Annotated in this window: 14 protein-coding genes and 1 riboswitch; of the genes, 3 read left to right on the plus strand and 11 right to left on the minus strand. The window is 71.6% G+C overall.

The features are described 5' to 3' along the window. From cobI to OG609_RS31440, 9 genes are all read right to left on the minus strand, one after another. Window positions 1-747 carry a precorrin-2 C(20)-methyltransferase gene (gene cobI / locus OG609_RS31400; RefSeq protein WP_266362423.1) on the minus strand — a complete coding sequence of 249 codons (747 nt, stop codon included), beginning with the start codon at window positions 745-747 and terminating at the stop codon, window positions 1-3. Then, window positions 744-2,114: a cobyrinate a,c-diamide synthase gene (locus OG609_RS31405; RefSeq protein ID WP_327275922.1), complete on the minus strand. Its 1,371-nt coding sequence runs from the start codon at window positions 2,112-2,114 to the stop codon at window positions 744-746. The genes cobI and OG609_RS31405 overlap by 4 nt, the downstream gene beginning before the upstream one ends. A 10-nt stretch (window positions 2,115-2,124) precedes the next feature. Then, complete coding sequence (gene cobO, locus OG609_RS31410; protein WP_327275923.1) at window positions 2,125-2,724, minus strand: cob(I)yrinic acid a,c-diamide adenosyltransferase; 600 nt, start codon at window positions 2,722-2,724, stop codon at window positions 2,125-2,127. After that, window positions 2,724-4,739 carry a putative cobaltochelatase gene (locus OG609_RS31415; protein WP_327275924.1) on the minus strand — a complete coding sequence of 672 codons (2,016 nt, stop codon included), beginning with the start codon at window positions 4,737-4,739 and terminating at the stop codon, window positions 2,724-2,726. The genes cobO and OG609_RS31415 overlap by 1 nt, the downstream gene beginning before the upstream one ends. A 100-nt stretch (window positions 4,740-4,839) precedes the next feature. Then, window positions 4,840-8,490: a cobaltochelatase subunit CobN gene (gene cobN, locus OG609_RS31420; RefSeq protein ID WP_327278248.1), complete on the minus strand. Its 3,651-nt coding sequence runs from the start codon at window positions 8,488-8,490 to the stop codon at window positions 4,840-4,842. A gap of 8 nt (window positions 8,491-8,498) precedes the next feature. Next, window positions 8,499-10,016, minus strand: coding sequence for a cobyric acid synthase (locus OG609_RS31425; RefSeq protein WP_327275925.1), 1,518 nt, complete (start codon window positions 10,014-10,016; stop codon window positions 8,499-8,501). Continuing rightward, the gene (locus OG609_RS31430; protein WP_327275926.1) at window positions 10,013-11,086 is read right to left on the minus strand and encodes a cobalamin biosynthesis protein; all 1,074 of its coding nucleotides are present in this window, start codon (window positions 11,084-11,086) and stop codon (window positions 10,013-10,015) included. The genes OG609_RS31425 and OG609_RS31430 overlap by 4 nt, the downstream gene beginning before the upstream one ends. A 144-nt stretch (window positions 11,087-11,230) precedes the next feature. After that, window positions 11,231-11,361, minus strand: a riboswitch (cobalamin riboswitch). Between the two features lie 172 nt (window positions 11,362-11,533). Continuing rightward, a complete protein-coding gene (locus OG609_RS31435) occupies window positions 11,534-11,764 on the minus strand; it encodes a hypothetical protein (RefSeq protein WP_327275927.1) in 231 nt (76 codons plus the stop codon). A gap of 35 nt (window positions 11,765-11,799) precedes the next feature. Beyond that, window positions 11,800-13,065 carry an inorganic phosphate transporter gene (locus OG609_RS31440; RefSeq protein WP_327275928.1) on the minus strand — a complete coding sequence of 422 codons (1,266 nt, stop codon included), beginning with the start codon at window positions 13,063-13,065 and terminating at the stop codon, window positions 11,800-11,802. Window positions 13,066-13,327: 262 nt separating this feature from the next. Between OG609_RS31440 and OG609_RS31445 the strand changes: the two genes are divergently transcribed. The 3 genes from OG609_RS31445 to OG609_RS31455 all read left to right on the plus strand — a co-directional run bounded on the left by OG609_RS31445 (window position 13,328) and on the right by OG609_RS31455 (window position 16,734). Next, a complete protein-coding gene (locus OG609_RS31445; protein ID WP_327275929.1) occupies window positions 13,328-13,987 on the plus strand; it encodes a class II aldolase/adducin family protein in 660 nt (219 codons plus the stop codon). 124 nt (window positions 13,988-14,111) lie between these two features. Next, window positions 14,112-15,239, plus strand: coding sequence for an alpha/beta hydrolase (locus OG609_RS31450; protein ID WP_327275930.1), 1,128 nt, complete (start codon window positions 14,112-14,114; stop codon window positions 15,237-15,239). A 184-nt stretch (window positions 15,240-15,423) separates the two neighbouring features. Further along, window positions 15,424-16,734 carry a hypothetical protein gene (locus tag OG609_RS31455; protein ID WP_327278249.1) on the plus strand — a complete coding sequence of 437 codons (1,311 nt, stop codon included), beginning with the start codon at window positions 15,424-15,426 and terminating at the stop codon, window positions 16,732-16,734. A 57-nt stretch (window positions 16,735-16,791) separates the two neighbouring features. Here OG609_RS31455 and OG609_RS31460 read toward each other — a convergent pair whose 3' ends face one another. Both OG609_RS31460 and ypfJ read right to left on the minus strand, forming a co-directional pair. Beyond that, window positions 16,792-17,205 (minus strand): VOC family protein, encoded by a 414-nt coding sequence (locus OG609_RS31460; protein WP_327275931.1) that lies wholly within the window; start codon window positions 17,203-17,205, stop codon window positions 16,792-16,794. 103 nt (window positions 17,206-17,308) lie between these two features. Then, complete coding sequence (gene ypfJ, locus OG609_RS31465; protein ID WP_327275932.1) at window positions 17,309-18,199, minus strand: KPN_02809 family neutral zinc metallopeptidase; 891 nt, start codon at window positions 18,197-18,199, stop codon at window positions 17,309-17,311. Between the last annotated feature and the right edge of the window lie 234 nt (window positions 18,200-18,433).

The following is an 18,433-nucleotide window of genomic DNA, read 5'->3' on the forward strand; positions in this document are numbered from 1 at the left end:
TCACAATTTCCCGCCCCGCCCGCCGTCGCGCGGCGCGGGCGCGATCAGCGTCGACAGATACGGCAACGGCCCCTCGGCCAGCTCCGCCGCCGGCCGGATCGACTCCTCGGGCAGCCCGAGCGCCGAACCCCACACCGCGTCCTCGGTACGTCCCGTCTCCCGCAGCGCCGTGGCCACCTCGGCCGCCAGCCGCCCGAACTTGTACGCGACGACCGTCCCGGGACCTTCCAGAGCCTCCTTGAGCACCGCGGCCCCGGCGGTCACCGGTACCAGCGTCAACGGCTCCGTGCCCTCCGTCAGCACCGCACCGCTGCGGGCGGCCAGATCCTGCATGGCCGTGATCCCCGGAACGGTCTCCACGGCCGTACCCGGCAGCAGCTCACCTATCGTGTGCGCGAGATACGTGAACGTCGAGTACACATTGGGGTCGCCGATCGTCGCGAACGCCACCGAACCATGCGTACGCAGCAGCTCCGCGACCCGCTCACCCGCCGCGTCCCACGCCGCTTCCCGGCGCGCCCGGTCCGTCCGCTCATTCAGCGCGAACACCACACGTACGACCTTGTCGGCCGCCACGTAATGCAGGACGGTCGCCTCGGCCCGCCCCCGCTCACCGGTGTCCATCACCGGTACGACGACGACCGCGGCACCACGCAGCGCGTTCACGCCCTTGACGGTCACCAGCTCCGGGTCACCGGGCCCGACACCGACGCCGACCAGCCTGCTCGTACCGTGACCGTGGTTCATCCCTTGCACCTCTCAACGAATCGGCGGGCCATACCGGGCGCCGAAGCCCAATGCGTATGCAGATAACTCGCGTGCACGCCCTGCTGTACGAACCCCTCCACGCGGCGCTCCGGCTGATGCAGACCCCACGCCGGTTCGGCCCCGGCGCCCGGCTCCAGAACGGTCCGGTGGAACTCGTGCCCGCGCACCCGCGTCCCGGGCGCCGCCAGCACACTGTCGGAGACCGCCACGGCCTCCCGGTAGCCGAGCGTCAGCCGCTCGGACATCCGCCCCTCGGCACCGAGGACCCCGCACATCGGCAGCCCGTCGAGCGAACGCGCCAGATAGAGCAGCCCCGCACACTCGGCAGCCACCGGAGCCCCGGACTCCACCAGTTCGACAACGGCCTTGCGCAGTGCCGCGTTGGCGGACAGCTCCGACGCGTACACCTCCGGAAATCCGCCGCCGATGACCAGCCCCCGAGTGCCCTCGGGCAACGCCTCGTCCCGCAACGGATCGAACGGCACGACTTCGGCCCCGGCGGCGGCCAGCAGCTCGGTGTGCTCGGCGTAGGAGAAGGTGAACGCTGCCCCGGATGCAACGGCTACCCGGTTGCCAGAAGGGGCGGGCAGGGGAACAGCCCCGCCGGGGGCGCCCACCGCGCCCACCGCATCCCACACCTCACCCGGCACCTCAGGCGCAGACCGCGCCAGCGCCATGACCGCGTCCAGGTCACACCCCGCCCGCACCCGATCAGCCATCGCCGCGACAGCGCCCACCGCATCGCCCCGCCGCTCCGCCACCGGCACCAACCCCAGATGCCGCGACGGCACAGCCACCTGCTCGGCCCGCCGCAACACCCCCAGCACCGGCACACCCGACTCGTCCAACGCCTCCCGCAACAGCACCTCGTGCCGCTGGGAGCCGACCTTGTTCAGAATCACGCCACCGATCCGCACCTGCGGATCCCACGAAGCGAAGCCGTGCACCAGCGCGGCCACGGACCGCGACTGCGACGACGCGTCGACCACCAGCACCACAGGTGCCCGCAGCAGCTTCGCGACCTGAGCGGTCGACGCCAGCTCGCCCCGCCCCGACGCCCCGTCGTACAGCCCCATCACGCCCTCGACGACCGCCAGATCGCAGCCGCGCGCCCCATGCGCGAACAGCGGAGCGACCAGCTCGGGACCGCACATGTACGCGTCGAGATTGCGCCCCGGCCGTCCCGTGGCCAGCGTGTGGTAGCCGGGATCGATGTAGTCGGGCCCGGCCTTGTGCGCGGACACGGCAAGTCCCCGCCCCGCGAAGGCCGCCATCAGCCCCGTGGCCACGGTCGTCTTGCCGCTCCCCGACGAGGGCGCGGCGATCACCAGACGCGGAACGTTCACCGCGGACCCCTCACCATTCGATGCCCCGCTGGCCCTTCTGACCGGCGTCCATCGGGTGCTTGACCTTCGACATGTCGGTCACCAGGTCGGCGGCCTCCACCAGCTTCTGAGGCGCGTTGCGCCCGGTGATGACCACATGCTGCGTACCGGGACGGCTCCGCAGCACCTCGATCACCTCGTCGGTGTCGACCCAGCCCCAGTGCATCGGGTACGCGAACTCGTCGAGGACGTACAGCCGGTACGTCTCGGCGGTCAGGTCGCGCTTGACCTGCTCCCAGCCCTCGCGCGCCGCCTCCTCGTTGTTCAGCTGCTTGTCGCGCTGCACCCACGACCAGCCCTCGCCCATCTTGTGCCAGGCGACGGACCCGCCCTCGCCACTGGCTCCGAGGACCTTCAGGGCGTTCTCCTCGCCGACCTTCCACTTCGCCGACTTGACGAACTGGAAGACCCCGATGGGCCACCCCTGATTCCAGGCGCGCAGCGCGAGCCCGAAAGCCGCTGTCGACTTTCCCTTCCCGATGCCGGTGTGCACCACCAGCAGCGGGCGGTTGCGGCGCTGACGGGTGGTGAGCCCGTCGTCCGGCACGGTGGTCGGCTGTCCCTGCGGCATTACGCGGCCCTCCTGCTGGTTCCCTGAACGTCCTTGACGAGCCCGGCGATCGAGTCGGCCCGCAGGTCGTCGAGCGTGACAGCGGTGCCCCCCAGATCGCGTGCGAGGCTTCCCGCGAGACCGAGCCGTACGGGCCCCGACTCGCAGTCCACGACGACGGACGCGGTGCCCTCGACCTCGTGCAGCCGCGCCGCCCGCGACGCCAGCGCCACCGGCTCGGGCCCCCCGGTCGCCCGCCCGTCGGTCACCACGACCAGCAACGGCCGCCGCGACGGATCACGCAGCCGCTCCACCCGCAGCACGTCATGGGCCTTCAACAGCCCCGCCGCGACCGGGGTACGCCCACCGGTCGGCAGCATCTCCAGCCGTGCCGCCGCGGCGTCCACCGACGATGTCGGCGGCAGCACCACCTCGGCGTCCTTGCCCCGGAAGGTGATCAGCCCGACCTTGTCCCGCCGCTGATACGCGTCCAGCAGCAGCGAGAGGACCGCACCCTTCACAGCACTCATCCGCTGCCGGGCAGCCATCGATCCGGACGCATCCACCACGAAGAGAACGAGGTTTCCCTCCCGTCCCTCCCGGGTCGCCTGCCGCAGATCGTCCCGCCGGACCACCAGTCCCCGCCCCGACCGCCCCCGCGCCCGCTGATGCGGGGCAGCGGCCTGCACGGTCGCGGCCAGGTGCAGTTTGGTCAGGGCGCCCTGCGGGCGCCGCGCACCCGTCGTACGCCCGTGCTCGGTACGCGCCCGGGACCGCCGCCCCGCCGCGCCCTCGCCCAGACCCGGCACGCTCAGCATCTTCGTACGGAACGGCTCGCCGGCGCGTACGGGCTGCTGCTCGCCGCCCCCGGAAGACTGCTGCCCCTGCCCCTGCCCCTGCTCGGGAACGGTCTGCGCGGGCGTGTCGCCCGCCTCGCCCTCGGGCTGCGGCGGTGTGTCGGGCCCGTCGCCCTGAGGGGGCCGGCCGCCGCCACCGGGGCCGTCCGGGTCCGGATCGTCGTCCTCGCCGCTGTTCTGCTCCAGCGTGTCGTCGAGTTTGTCCTCGTCCAGGCCCGGCGCGTCGAAGGGATTGCGCCGACGCCGGTGGGGGAGCGCGAGCAGAGCGGCCTGTCGCACATCCTCGGCGAGCACATCCGTACGCCCCGCCCACGCGGCCAGCGCGGCGGCCGTCCGCGCCATCACGATGTCCGCGCGCATCCCGTCGACCTCGAAGGCCGCGCAGGTGGCCGCGATCTGCCGCAACGCCCCGTCCCCGAGCCGCACTTCGGGAAGCAGTGCACGCGCGGCAACGATCCGGGCCCGCAACGCGCCTTCCTCGTCGGCCCACTCGGCGGCGAAGCCCGCAGGATCGTCGTCGTACGCGAGACGCCGCCGCACGACCTCGACCCGCTGATCGGTCTCGCGGGATGCGGCGACCTCGACGGTCAGCCCGAACCGGTCGAGCAACTGCGGCCGCAGTTCGCCCTCTTCGGGGTTCATCGTCCCGACGAGAAGGAAGCGCGCGGCATGCCGCACGGAGACGCCTTCGCGCTCCACGTACGAAGCACCCATGGCGGCCGCGTCCAGCAGCAGGTCCACGAGGTGGTCGTGGAGCAGATTGACCTCGTCGACGTACAGAATCCCGCGATGGGCGTCGGCGAGCAGCCCCGGTTCAAAGGCCTTCACGCCCTCGGCGAGCGCCCGCTCGATGTCGAGCGCCCCGACGAGCCGGTCCTCGGACGCACCGACCGGAAGCTCCACCATTCGCGCATCCCGCGACACGCCGGTCCCGGCCTCATGGGGGCCATCGGGACACGCCGGATCGGGCGACGCCGGGTCGCACGAGAACCGGCACCCGGCGACGACGGGAACCTCCGGCATGAGCGCGGCGAGCGCACGCACGGCGGTGGACTTGGCGGTGCCCTTCTCGCCGCGCACCAGCACGCCGCCGACGGCGGGCGAGACGGCATTGAGCAGCAGCCCGAGCCGGAGATCGTCCTGCCCGACGATGGCGGTGAACGGGTACGGCGTACTCACGATGCCTCCTTGGGTGAACGGTGTGATGTCAGCCCCTCCGGCGTTCGAGGAGCGGGGGTCCGGGAGCGGATCCCCCGGTCAGCGGGCGTGCGCACCCCGCTCACTCGTCCCCCTCCAGATCGCCCTCGAGCTCCAGATACGTGGCCCGCAGCCGCTCCAGCGTCTCCGCGTCCGGCTCCGCCCACAGCCCCCGCTCGGCCGCCTCCAGCAGCCGCTCCGAAATCCCGCGCAGCGCCCAGGGGTTGGACTTCTTCATGAAGTCCCGGTTGGTCTCGTCGAAGACGTACTCCGCCGACAGCTTCTCGTACATCCAGTCGTCCACGACCCCGGCCGTCGCGTCGTAGCCGAAGAGGTAGTCCACGGTCGCTGCCATCTCGAAGGCGCCCTTGTACCCGTGTCGCCGCATGGCAGCCATCCACCGCGGATTCACCACCCGCGCCCGGAACACCCGGTGCGTCTCCTCGCCCAGCGTTCGCGTCTTCACCTGGTCCGGCGTGGCGCTGTCGCCGACGTACGCCTCGGGCGACTCGCCGGTCAGATGGCGCACCATGGCCACCATGCCGCCGTGGTACTGGAAGTAGTCGTCGGCGTCCACCAGGTCGTGTTCCCTGGTGTCCACGTTCTTCGCCGCGACCGCGATCCGCCGGAATGCCGTCTCCATGTCCCCGCGCGCCGCCCGCCCGTCGAGCCCGCGCCCGTAGGCGTAACCGCCCCACACCGCGTACACCTCGGCCAGATCCGCGTCGCTCCGCCAGTTCCGCGCGTCGATCAGCGGCAGCAATCCCGCGCCGTACGCCCCCGGCTTCGACCCGAAGACGCGTGCCGTCGCCCGGCGCCGGTCGCCGTGGACCGCCGTGTCCTCGTCGGCGTGCGCCCGTACGTAGTTGGCGTCCGCCGGCTCGTCCAGCTCCGCCACCGTCCGTACCGCATCGTCGATCAGCCCCACCACATGCGGGAACGCGTCGCGGAAGAACCCGGAGATCCGCACGGTCACATCGATGCGCGGGCGCCCCAGCTCGATCACGGGCACGACCTCGAACCCGGTCACCCGCCGCGACGCGTCGTCCCACACCGGCCGGCAGCCGAGCAGCGCAAGGATCTCCGCGATGTCGTCGCCCTGGGTACGCATGGCGGAGGTGCCCCACACGGTCAGGCCGACCGACTTCGGGTAGTCGCCCGTGTCGGCGAGGTACCGGGCGATCAGGGAGTCCGCGAGGGACTGGCCGACCTCCCACGACAGCCGGGACGGAATCGCCTTCGGGTCCACGGAGTAGAAGTTGCGGCCCGTCGGCAGGACATTGACGAGCCCGCGCGTGGGCGATCCGGACGGGCCGGCCGGTACGAAGCCGCCGTCCAGCGCCCGCAGGATGTGGTCGATCTCGTCCGTCGTCCGGGCCAGCCGCGGTACGACCTCCTCGCACGCGAAGCCCAACACGGCCACGGCGTCCGGGAGTTCGAAGCCGAGGACGTCCCGTACCAGCCCCGCCACGGCCGCGAGGTCCCAGCCGCGCTCCTCCATGCCCTCCGCGAGCCGGCGGCACAGCTTCTCCAGCAGATCGATCGCGTCCGCACCGGTGCGCGCCGGGCCGTCGACCAGTTCGGTCAGCTCGGCCGGCACCTTCACCGCGGCGCCCGGCTCGGCCAGCAACTCCTTCTCGCTGAGCCCGAAGTGCTCGGCGATCGACGCCCGCAGCCCGGGGAGTGCGTTCGCCGTTCCGCCCCACACCTGGGAGGCGCGCAGCACGGCCAGCACCAGGTTGACCCGCGCCTCGTCGACGGGGCCGCCGCCCAGGATGTGCAGGCCGTCCCGGATCTGGACGTCCTTGATCTCGCAGAGGTAGCCGTCGATGTGCATGACGAACGAGTCGAAGTCGTCGTCGCCGGGCTGTTCGTCGACATGGAGGTCGTGGTGCAGCTCGGCGGCCTTCACCAGCGTCCAGATCTGTGCCCGCACCGATGGGGCCTTCGTCGGGTCGAGATCACTGACCAGCGCGTACTCGTCGAGCAGCTGCTCCAGCTTGGCCAGGTCGCCATAGGTGTCGGCGCGCGCCATCGGCGGCACCAGATGGTCCACCACCGTGGCGTGCCCACGGCGCTTGGCCTGGGTGCCCTCGCCCGGGTCGTTGACGATGAACGGATAGATCAGCGGCAGTTCACCGAGCACGGCATCGGGGCCGCAACCGGAGGACAGGCCGAGGCCCTTGCCCGGCAACCACTCCATCGTGCCGTGCTTGCCCATGTGGACGACGGCGTCCGCACCGAAGGAGTTTTCCAGCCAGCGGTACGTCGCCATGTAGTGGTGCGACGGCGGCATGTCCGGGTCGTGGTAGATCGCGATCGGGTTCTCGCCGAAGCCGCGTGGTGGCTGGATCAGCACCACCACGTTCCCGAACTGCAACGAGGCGAGGACGATGTCGTCCCCGTCCACGTACAGCGAACCCGGCGGCTCGCCCCAGTGCTCCAGCATCGAGTCGCGCAGCTCCGGTTCCAGCTTGTCGAACCAGGCCCGGTAGTCGGCGAGCGGCACACGCGCGGGCGCTGCCGCGAGCTGCTCCTCGGTCAGCCACTCCACGTCGTGGCCACCGGCGTTGATGAGTCGGTGGATGAGCTCGTCGCCGTTGTCGGGGTGTCCGTCGACTCCGTAACCGGCGTCGCGCAGGGCGTCCAGGACCCGCACCGCCGATGCGGGCGTGTCCAGACCGACGGCGTTGCCGACGCGCGAGTGCTTGGTCGGGTAGGCGGTGAAGACGAGGGCGAGCTTCTTCTCGGCGTTCGCCTTGTGCTTCAGGACGGCGTGGCGGACCGCGATTCCGGCGACGCGCGCGGCCCGTTCCGGGTCGGCGCGGTACACCGGTACGTCGTCGGGACCCTCCTCCTTGAAGGAGAACGGGACGGTGATCAGACGGCCGTCGAACTCGGGGATCGCGACCTGCATCGCGGCGTCCATGGGGGAGAGCGCGGCGTCGGAGGCGTCCCACGCGGCGCGCGTGGAGGTCAGGCACAGGCCCTGCAGCACAGGGACGTTCAGATCGGCGAGCGCGCCGATGTCCCAGGCCTCGTCGTCGCCCCCGGCGGAGGCGTCCGACGCACGGGTGCCGCCTGCCGCGAGCACCGTGGCGACCAGGGCGTCGGCCCTGCCGAGCAGCTCGTAGAGACCGGCGTCCGCGCCGCGCAGCGAACCGCAGTACACGGGAAGGGCGTTGGCGCCACGGGCCTCGACCGCGTCACAGAGGACGTCAACGAACGAGGTGTTCCCGGACAGCTGGTGCGCCCGGTAGAAGAGCACGCCGACGGTCGGGCGGCCCTCGACGAACGAGCGGCTGCCGTGCAGGCCCCACTCGGGCATCTTCTGCGGTTCGGCGAAGCCGTGGCCGGTCAGCAGGACGGTGTCGGAGAGGAAGCGGGCCAGTTCTACGAGGTTTCCGGGGCCGCCCTCCACGAGGTAGCGCAGCGCCTCGGCGACGACACCGGCGGGTACGGACGACTCGGCCATCAGCTCCGCGTCCGGCACGGCCTCGCCGCCCAGCAGCACGGTGGGGATGCCGGATGCCTTGAGGACGGCCAGCCCGTCCTCCCAGGCGCGCTTGCCGCCGAGAAGGCGGACGACGGCGACGGAGGAACCCTCGATCAGTGCGGGGAGTTCCTCGTGGACGTCGACGCGGGTGGGGTTGCCGATCCGGTACGGCGCGCCGGAGGCGCGGGCGGCGAGGAGGTCCGTGTCGGCGGTCGACAGCAACAGCACGGTGCTCATAGGGGCGTTCATGCGCGTGCTCCAGGTGCTCCGGGGGCGATGAAGGGAAGTCCTGACGGCGCACCCGACTCGATGAGCCGCAGCAGCGCGTCGGTGTCCGCGTGTTCTTCGATGAGGTCGCCGAGGCGGTCGAGCTGTTCCTCGCGCAGCGCGGCGAAGCCGGTGTCGGGGGCGGGGACGAAGCGCCGGCCGGCGGCCCGCGCGACCTCGCTCAGGAAGCGGCGGCGGAATTCGTCGCTCTCCAGCGAGCCGTGCCAGTGGGTGCCCCACACGGCGCCGACCCGGCAGCCGTCCAGGAATGGTTCGCCGCCGCTTACATCGGCGACGCCATGGTGGATCTCGTACCCCTCGACGGGGGCGCCGAGCGCCTCGCCGGCGGGGCGGGCGAGGGTTTTCTCGCGGTCGAAGCGGATGCGTACGGGCAGCAGGCCGAGGCCGTCGATGTGCCCGGCCCTCGACTCGACGTCGTCCTCGATGTGTTCACCGAGGAGCTGGAAGCCGCCGCAGATGCCGAGGACCGGCCGGTCCTCGGCTCCACGCCGCACCAGGGCGTCGGCGAGGCCGCGCTCGCGCAGCCAGGCCAGCGCGTTCACGGTGCCGCGGGTGCCCGGCACGATGACGAGGTCGGCGTCGGCCAGCTCCTCGGCGCGGTCCACGAACCGGACGACGACGCCCGGTTCGGCGGCCAGTGCGTCCACATCGGTGAAGTTCGACATCAGGGGTACGGCGCACACCGCGACGCGCAGCACGTCGTCGCCGTGCGGCGGCGCGACGACCGATTCGCGTACGGCTCCGCGCAGCGAGACCCTCAGCCCGTCCTCCTCGTCGATGCCGAGTCCGTGGGCGAAGGGCAGCACCCCGTAGGTCTGCCGCCCGGTGATCCCGCGCAGCATCTCCAGGCCGGGCTCCAGCAGCGACACGTCGCCACGGAACTTGTTGACGAGGTAGCCGGCGATCAGCGACTGGTCCTCGGCGTCGAGCAGCGCCGTCGTACCGAAGAACGAGGCGAAGACGCCACCGCGGTCGATGTCGCCGACGACCACCACCGGGAAGCGTGCCGCCCGCGCGATGCCCATGTTCACGATGTCCGTGCGCCGCAGATTGATCTCGGCCGGACTGCCCGCCCCCTCGCAGATCACTGCGTCATACGTGCCCCGAAGCTGCTCCAGACAGTCCACGACCGTGCCGAGAAGCGCTTCCTGCCTGCCTCCGTGGTAGCCGCGTGCGCTCATCTCGCCCACCGGTCTGCCCATCAGGACGACCTGGCTGGAGCGGTCGCTGCCGGGTTTGAGCAGGACCGGGTTCATCAGCGCGGTCGGCTCCACCCGGGCCGCCTGGGCCTGCATGGCCTGGGCGCGCCCGATCTCGGCACCCTCGCGGGTGACGAACGAGTTCAGCGACATGTTCTGCGCCTTGAAGGGCGCCACCTTCACGCCCCGGCGTACGAGCCAACGGCAGATGCCTGCCGTGACGACGCTCTTGCCCGCGTCCGAGGTGGTTCCGGCGACCAGCAGCCCGCCGCTCATGTCCGTCTCCGTCCTGCGATCCGACGTCCTGTGACCTGAAGTCCCGTGACCTGAAGTCCCGTGACCTGAAGTCCTGCGGACCGAAGTCCTGCGGACCGAAGTCCTGCGGACCGAAGTCCTGCGATCCGTCGTGCGGCGAGGCCCGCACCCAGTCGTCCCGCCACACACACGCCGAGGGCCAGCGCACTCACCCGGCGCGACAGCCGTACCGCGCGTTCGATGTCCTCGGTCTCCACCGCCCGGCCCGCCTCCCCGTTGAGGACGGGGCGGTGTTCGACCCGGCCGCCGTACGCGAGAGTCCCGCCGAGCCGTACGCCGAGCGCACCCGCGAACGAGGCCTCCACCGGGCCCGCGTTGGGGCTCGGGTGCTTCGCCGCGTCGGCCCGCCACGCCCGTACGGCTCCACGCGGCCGCCCCCCGGCGGCCACGGCGAGCAGGGCTGTGAGCCGGGCACCGGGCCAGCCCGCGAGGTCGTCGAGGCGGGCCGAGGCCCAGCCGTAGCGCCGGTGGCGGGGCGACTTGTGGCCGACCATGGCGTCGAGGGTGTTGGCGGCCCGGAATCCGACGAGCCCGGGCACACCGGCCAGCGCACCCCACACCAGGGCGCCGACCACGGCGTCCGAGGTGTTCTCGGCCACGGACTCCACCACGGCGCGGGCGATCTGCGGTCCGTCGAGGGAGTACGGGTCGCGCCCGCACAGATGCGGCAGACGCTCGCGGGCCGACTCGATGTCACCGGCCGCCAGGGCGCCGCCGATCGCCCGGGCCTCACGCCCCAGGGACGTACCGCCGACGACGGACCAGGTGGCGGCCGCGGTCAGCGCGACGGAGGCGACGGGGTGGCTGCGTACGGCACGGGTGATCAGCGCCGCACCACCCGCGGCGCCTCCGGCGCACACGAGCATGTGCAGCGCGCCCCACCCGCGGTGGTCGCGCCACAGACGCCGCTCGACGCCCGCTGCGGCCCGCCCGAAGGCGGCGACCGGATGTCCCCTGCGGGGGTCACCGAGCAGCAGATCGCCGATCAGACCGGCCGTGGCGCCGTACGCGAAAATGCGGTCGGCACGCACGGCTCAACCGGCCGATACGCCTCGAAGGACCTTCGTACAGGCGGCTCTCGTCGAGAGCGCCACAGCAACGGACGCACGGCAGCCAGGCATGGCGATATGTCCTCACTCAGGGTCCGCGCCCTGGTTCGACGTGACCGGCGACGAGAGTCTCCTGGCTCCCGGATCCGCAGTTCCCCCGGCCTTCCAACCCGCTCGCGCGTGCCGTGACTTCCGGTGTGGGGGACTGCTCCCCGGTGACAGTGGCGGGACCGCGCCGGATTCGCACCGGCTTCCTCTGCTGTCGCCGTAATTGGCTCCGGCAGTCCACCACGCTCCGCGAACGCCCGTCAACTTGCCGTTGACCTGCGACGGTGCAGTGTGCTGAGCCCCACATCGGACCGGGCACACCACAACGGGCCGGACACACGAGGTGTGTCCGGCCCGACGGGGGAGTGCGCGGAGGAGGGCTCAGGCGACGATCAGATAGATCCCGTACGCGACCGCCGCAGCGCACAGCGCGAAGCAGACGTAAGCGCCGACGCGGGCCAGCAGGAGCGAGCCTCCGGAGCCGCCCTGCGCCGCCGGTTCGGGCTGCTTGGAGAGACCGACGATGCCCAGGGTGAAGAAACCCACCAGCGCGACGGTGACGACGAGGGAGACGCCGAAGACGGAGCCGAGGGCTGCCCAGTCGATGTTCATGCTGAATCCTTAGACGGCCTGCCTAGGCGGCTGGCCTAGACGGTGGCGGGTCGCGCCGGGTCCTGGGTGGTTCCGGCCGGAGCCGGAATGGTGGTCTTGAGGTCCTGGGCCGCTGCCTGGGCCGTGGTGAGCGGCGGGCTGACGGCGGCGATGGCCGTGGTGACGACGCCCGCGGGCTCGGCGTCGCCGCCCGTCGGCGCGACATCGCCGTGGCCGACCGGCTTGCGGCGCGATACCAGCCAGATCGCCCCGGAGCCCACGACCAGCAGCGCCGCGACGACCACGACACCCCAGGTGCCCTGCTTGGTGAGGAGTTCCGCGCCCGCGCCGACCAGGCCCGCGGCGGGCAGTGTCAGACCCCAGGCGATGAACATCCGGGTGGCGGTGGACCAGCGGACCACGCCGCCCTGGCGGCCGAGCCCCGCGCCCATCACGGCGCCGGAGCAGGACTGGGTGGTGGAGAGGGAGAAGCCGAGGTGCGAGGAGGCCAGGATGACCGTGGCCGCGCTGGTCTGGGCGGCGAAGCCCTGTGGCGGCTTGAGGTCGGTGAGGCCGCTGCCCATGGTGCGGATGATGCGCCAGCCGCCCAGGTAGGTGCCGAGTGCGATGGCCGTACCGGCACAGACGATGACCCAGACCGGCGGGTTGGAGCCGGGGTGCAGGACGCCACTGGTGACCAGGGCCAGGGTGATGATGCCCATGGTCTTCTGCGCGTCGTTGGTGCCGTGGGCGAGGGAGACCAGTCCGGCCGAGGCGATCTGGCCGGCGCGGTAGCCCTTGGCAGTGGCCTTCTCCTGGGCGTCGTTGCGGATCTTCCCGCCGATCCGGTACGTCAGCCTGGTGGCCAGCAGTGCGGCCAGACCGGCGACGATCGGGGCGGCGACCGCGGGGAGCAGCACCTTGGTGACGACGGTGCCGCCGTTGACCGACGACCAGCCCGCCGACATCACGGCTGCGCCGATCAGTCCGCCGAACAGGGCGTGCGAGGAGCTGGACGGCAGTCCGACCAGCCAGGTCAGCAGATTCCACAGGATGGCGCCGACGAGTGCCGCGAAGATGACTTCTGTCCGCAGCCCGTCCTCGTTGATGATCCCGCCGGAGATCGTCTTGGCGACCTCGACCGACAGGAACGCGCCGACGAGGTTGAGAACGGCGGACATGGCCACCGCTGTCTTCGGTCTGAGTGCACCGGTCGAGATGGTGGTCGCCATCGCGTTGGCGGTGTCGTGGAAACCGTTCGTGAAATCGAACACTAGAGCTGTCACGATCACAATCGCGAGTAGCAGCGTGATGTGTTCCATTTACCCAGGCAATCGTTCGACGTCATTGGCACGTGGACCGTAGGCAACCTGGATGAACGGAAGATGAACTGGGCAGGGCGCTGTGGTGACTCCAACCGGAGTCGGGCCGTTCCGTTTGTCCTTCGCGGGGCGGTGGGGGCCGGGCGAAGGGGCGATTCGGGCCCGATTCGCCCTCTGTCACCCCCTTTGTAAACTTCTCCGGTTTGTGACTTATCCCCCCGATCGCATGCCCGTTCGCCTCCAGGGCTGACAGGATCTCCGCATGAGCGATCAGCAACGGGATGCGATCGAACGTGCCTGGGGCGGTGTCGTCGCCACCGCCCGCAGGACGGCGGCGGACGGCCTCGTCGTCGGGACCTCGGGAAATGTGTCGGCACGGGTCGGCGGGACGGTCCTGGTCACCCCGAGCGGAGTGCCGTACGACCGGCTCCGCCCCGAGGACGCCGTCGGCGTCGATCTGGAAGGCAACCGTGTCCTCGGCGAACTGGCCCCGACCAGCGAACTCCCGCTCCATCTCGCGGTCTACCGGAACAGTGATGCGGCCGCCGTCGTGCATACCCACGCGGTGCACGCCACGGCCGTCTCCACCTTGGTCCCCGAGGTCCCTTCGGTCCACTACGCCGCAGCCATGCTCGGGGGCCCCGTCCGGGTCGCGGCCTATGCGCGCTACGGGACCGAGGAGCTGGCCGAGAACATGCTCGCCGCTCTGCGGGGCCGTACGGGCTGCCTGCTCCAGAACCACGGAACCGTGACCTACGGAGCGACCCTGGACGAGGCGTACGACCGGACCGCCCAGCTGGAATGGCTCTGCCGGCTGTGGCTCACCGCAAGCTCCGTCCCCGGACACACACCGGCCCTGCTCTCCCCGGCCCAGCTGCGCGACGTACAGGAGGCACTGAAGGGATACGGGCAACCGGGCTGACCCGGCCCCTGCCTGTCCCCGCCGTCCCGGCTGTCCCATCCCATCCGTCCGTCCTGCCCCCGGCGGCGCACCGGACGGCCCCCGTCCGCTGGCAGGGCGCGGCGCACCCCACGACACTGAAGCGGTGCGCCCGGCAACAGTCACGGCAGCAGCCGTCACCACGATCCTCGGCGTCGGTGCGGCAACGGTCGCGGCCGGCCGGTACGCCAGCGACGCCGCCCTCAGAGTGCCGTCCGGACGACCGCTCCCCGCCGACCGCAGACTCACCGTGCACGCCACAGCGGCCGGGCAGGTCACCCTGACCCGCTCCTTCGCCGCCCTGCGGCCCGGTACGTACGGACTGGTGGGCGACGACGTCCACGCCGTCGTCGGCCCGGTGATCGAACACGCCCACCACGCCCCCGACACCGTCGTCCGCAGACTGGAACGGGTCAACCGCGGCAGCCTGGAAACCGGCGCCAAGGTCCGCGTCACCCCGCAACTGCACAGCGGCGACCCCTCATCGGCCCTCGGACTCGATCACAGGGAAGTCGAGATCCCCGGCGAACTCGGCCCCCTGCCCGCCTGGTTCCTGCCCGGCCCCCGCGACACCTGGGTCATCACCGTGCACGGCCTCGGTACCACCAGGGAACACCCCATGAACGTCATGGAGTTCCTGCACGATCTGCGCCTGCCCGTGCTCGACCTGGCCTACCGCGGTGACGCCGGAGCCCCACGTTCCCCGGACGGCCTCATCCACCTCGGCGAGTCCGAATGGCGCGACCTGGACGCGGCGATCCGCTTCGCCGTGCGGTACGGAGCCGAGAAGGTCGTCCTGCACGGCTGGTCCACCGGCGCCTCGATGGCACTGCACGCGGCCGTCAACTCCGCGCTCCGCAATCGGATCTGCGGTCTCGTCCTCGACTCCCCGGTCCTGGACTGGGTCACCACGCTGCGCGCCCTGGCCGTCGCCCGCGGTGTCCCGACCGCACTGCTGCCGCTCGCCGTCCGGGCCGCCCAGGGGCAGACAGGGCTGCGCGGCGCCCGGCTCCTGGACGGCTCCCTCGCAATGGCGCTGCATGTCCCGACCCTGATCTTCCACGGCCCGGACGACACCCTGGCCCCCTGGCAGCCGTCCCGCGATCTGGCCGCCCGCCGTCCGGACCTGGTCGCCCTGCGCGCCGTACCGCAGGCTCCGCACGCGGCGATGTGGAATGCCGACCCGGTCCACTACGAAGAGGCCCTGCGCCGCTTCCTCACGCCTCTGATGTGACCTGATGCGAGGGATCGGCCGATTGGTGCCGGACCCGCCCGCCACCCCTTCCACCGCGAATTCGGGTTCCGTTTGGGCTTTCGGGCCGTCAGGGGCAAGACTGCTCCCCGTGACGTCCCGTACCCCGCGCGACTCCAGGCTGCGACTTGTCCGCCCGCGACCCCTTGCCACCGCTCGCAAGGCCGTGACCACCCGGCGCACCAGGCCGGCTCCCCGCCCCCCGGAGGGCACCCCTCCCAGGGCGGAACTGGCCCGCCAGGCCAGGACGGCCCTCGCCGACGCTGTACGGATCGCCCGCTGGGCAGCCGACGGCGCGATCCCCGGCGCGCCGCCCCTGGCCGCCCAGGCCCTCGAACGGGCCGCGACAGCCCTGGAGTTGTCCCCGGCCCAGGTGCGCTCCGGCTGGGACCGGGCCCGGCTCGCCGGTCTGGTCGAACTGCACGGCGACACCGCACGCCCCGGCTGGCGGCTGCGCGCCTGGGACCGCGACGACTCCGCCGTGCTCCGCGGCTGGGTGGCGCTCTTCGATGCCTGGTCGCTCGTCCACCCCGCCCCCGAGGGCATCGAGTCCACCGCGGTCGCAGAGGCCGTCGAGGCCGTGCCGCAGGTGCTCTCCCTTCTCCAGCTCTCGGCGGGCCCGGTCACCGTGCCCGCCCTCCTGGACCTTCTCGGCCAGCGTGTCGCGGAACTCCACGAGGAGCGCTGCGAGGTGCCGTACGGTCCGCAGGCGCCGCCCGCACCGGCCGAATCCGCCCCCGCGGCACACCCCGCAACCCTGGTCGCCCTCCTTCTCGACTGGGCCCTTGAGGGACTGGCCGCGGTAGGCGCGCTCACCCTCGGCGCCGGACATGCCACCCTCACCCCGCTCGGCAACTGGGCGGTCTGGGTCAAGCTGGAACAGATCTGCGTCGCGGCCCAGAGTCCGGCCGGGAACATCGAGCAGTCCGCCGCAGACATGCTGCTCGGCTGCGCCCGGCTCACCCCCGGCCCGGCCCGCGCCGAATACCGGGCCTGGCTCGCCGCCCGCCCCGTCGGCAGTGCCGTTGCCGAACTCCTCGGCGTTGCCCGCGGGGAGGACGCGCTGCTGCGCGGGCTCGCCTTCGAGGCGCTCCGGGTCGTCGGCGCACCCGCCGAGCCCGAGGTGCGCTCCGTCGTGGGCGACCCCTCGCTGCGCCCCTACGCGTTGCTGTGGCTGGCCGAGTACGGCGGAACGGACCCCGAGGACGCCCAGGACGTCCTCAGCCGCGAGGAAGCCACCTGGCTCTGGGTCGACACCGCGGCGGCGGTCGCGGACCACGGCGAGACCGGGCTGCTGGTCCGCCATCTCGACTCGGCCGTCCAGGGCACGGTGCCGGCGCTGCTGGACGAGGTACGGGCGGTCGGCCATCCGCGCACCGTGCAGGTCCTGGTGGCCCTGGCCGCCGCGCACCCGGACCCCGCGCTGGCCAAAGCGGTGCGCCGGGCCGCGTTCCAGGTGCACACGGGCGGCGCGTAGCGCGGGTGAGTCCGCGTCGGACGGGCTTGGCCCCAAGCCCGTCCGGCCGACCGCCCGTCAGTCCGCCGACCCCGGTGCGTACGTCCCGAAGCTCCACACATTGCCCTCCGCGTCCCGCGCAATGAAGTCGCGGGAGCCGTAGTCCTGGTCCGTCGGCGGCATCAGGATCTCCACCCCGTGTTCCACGGCCCGGGCGTGATGCTCATCGACCTCGTCCACCACGACGTAGACACCGGCCGGGCCGGCGCCCTGCATCGCCTTGGCGAAGACACCCTCGCGGCCCTTGGAGCCCAGCATCACCCTGCCGTTGCCGCAGGACAGCTCCGCATGAAGCACCGTGCCGTTCTCGCCCTCGTACACCGCTTCCTCGGTGAAGCCGAGGCCCTCCGTCAGCGTCCTGATCGCGGCCTTCGCGTCGTCGTACAGAATCGTCGGATAGATCGTCGGAACGCCGGCCGGTGCGCCTGCCATCGCGCTCACCCCTTCTCGTACTCCCGAGACCTTCTTCTGTGATCTGCATCTCAGTCTTCCACCGGCCGCTGACAACGGCTCGGCTCGGCCCAAGGGGCCCGGCTCAGCGGAAGGTGTTGCAGTCGGCCATGTCTCCGCTGCGGAAGCCGGTGGTGAACCACTGCTGCCGCTGCACGGCCGAGCCGTGCGTCCAGGACTCGGGCGTGACCCGGCCCTGGAACCTCTCCTGGATCCGGTCGTCGCCGACAGCGGCCGCCGCATCGAGTCCGTCCCGGATGTCCGCCTGTGTCAACGAGGTGATCAGCGGCCGCCCGGTCGATTCGTCGGGCGTGGTCGTCGCGTGATGCGCCCAGACCCCGGCGTAACAGTCCGCCTGCAGTTCCACCTTGACCGCATTGCTGTTGGCGCCGGTCTGCCTGTCCTGCGAACGGCTCAGCGTCCCCATGAGGTCCTGTACACGGTGCCCGTACTCATGGGCGACGACGTACGCCTGGGCGAACGGGCCGCCGCTGGAGCCGAACTTCGTCCGCAGCTCGTCGAAGAAACCCAGGTCCAGATAGACCTTCCGGTCACCCGGGCAGTAGAACGGCCCGACCGCCGAGGTCGCGGTGCCGCACGCGGTGGCGATCCGGTCGGTGAACAGGACCGTCGGCGCATCCGTATACGTCCCGCCGCGCCGCCGGAACTCCTGCTTCCAGTAGTCCTGCACGCTGTTGACCACCGCGACGATCCGGCAGTCCTCCCTGGTGTTCGCGTCCTGTCCGGTCCGGCAGGACTGCTGCACCTGCGCTGCCGAGGACGCGGTCGCCGTCGTGCCGGAGCCGCCGGACGACAGGCCGAGCTGATCGGGGCCGACGCCGAAGAGCAGCCCCAGGATCAGTGCGATGAGACCGGCGATGCCACCGCCCACGGTGGCCTTGCCGCCGGGGATGCGGCTGCCGCGCACATCCTGGACCTCGGACGTGTCCAGATCGGCGTCGTCGTCGAACTGCATGGGCACCACCCTCTGCTCCGGCCGCGGTGGTCTCACCACCTCCGCCGAGTATTAGGTAGTTCACACCGCAATGCCCTTTTTTGGTCGCGCGGTGGAGTGGAGCGGCAGCACTGAGCGAGTTTTCGGCAAGTGCCGTGAGTGCATGCGGAAAAGCAGTTGCACACCGCCAGTAGAATGACCCGTATGGCAAATCTCCTTGTGCATGAGTAGCGGCGTCGAGTCGAACTCTGTCAT

Origin of the sequence: Streptomyces sp. NBC_01224, from assembly GCF_036002945.1 — a bacterium.
Lineage (GTDB): Bacteria > Actinomycetota > Actinomycetes > Streptomycetales > Streptomycetaceae > Streptomyces.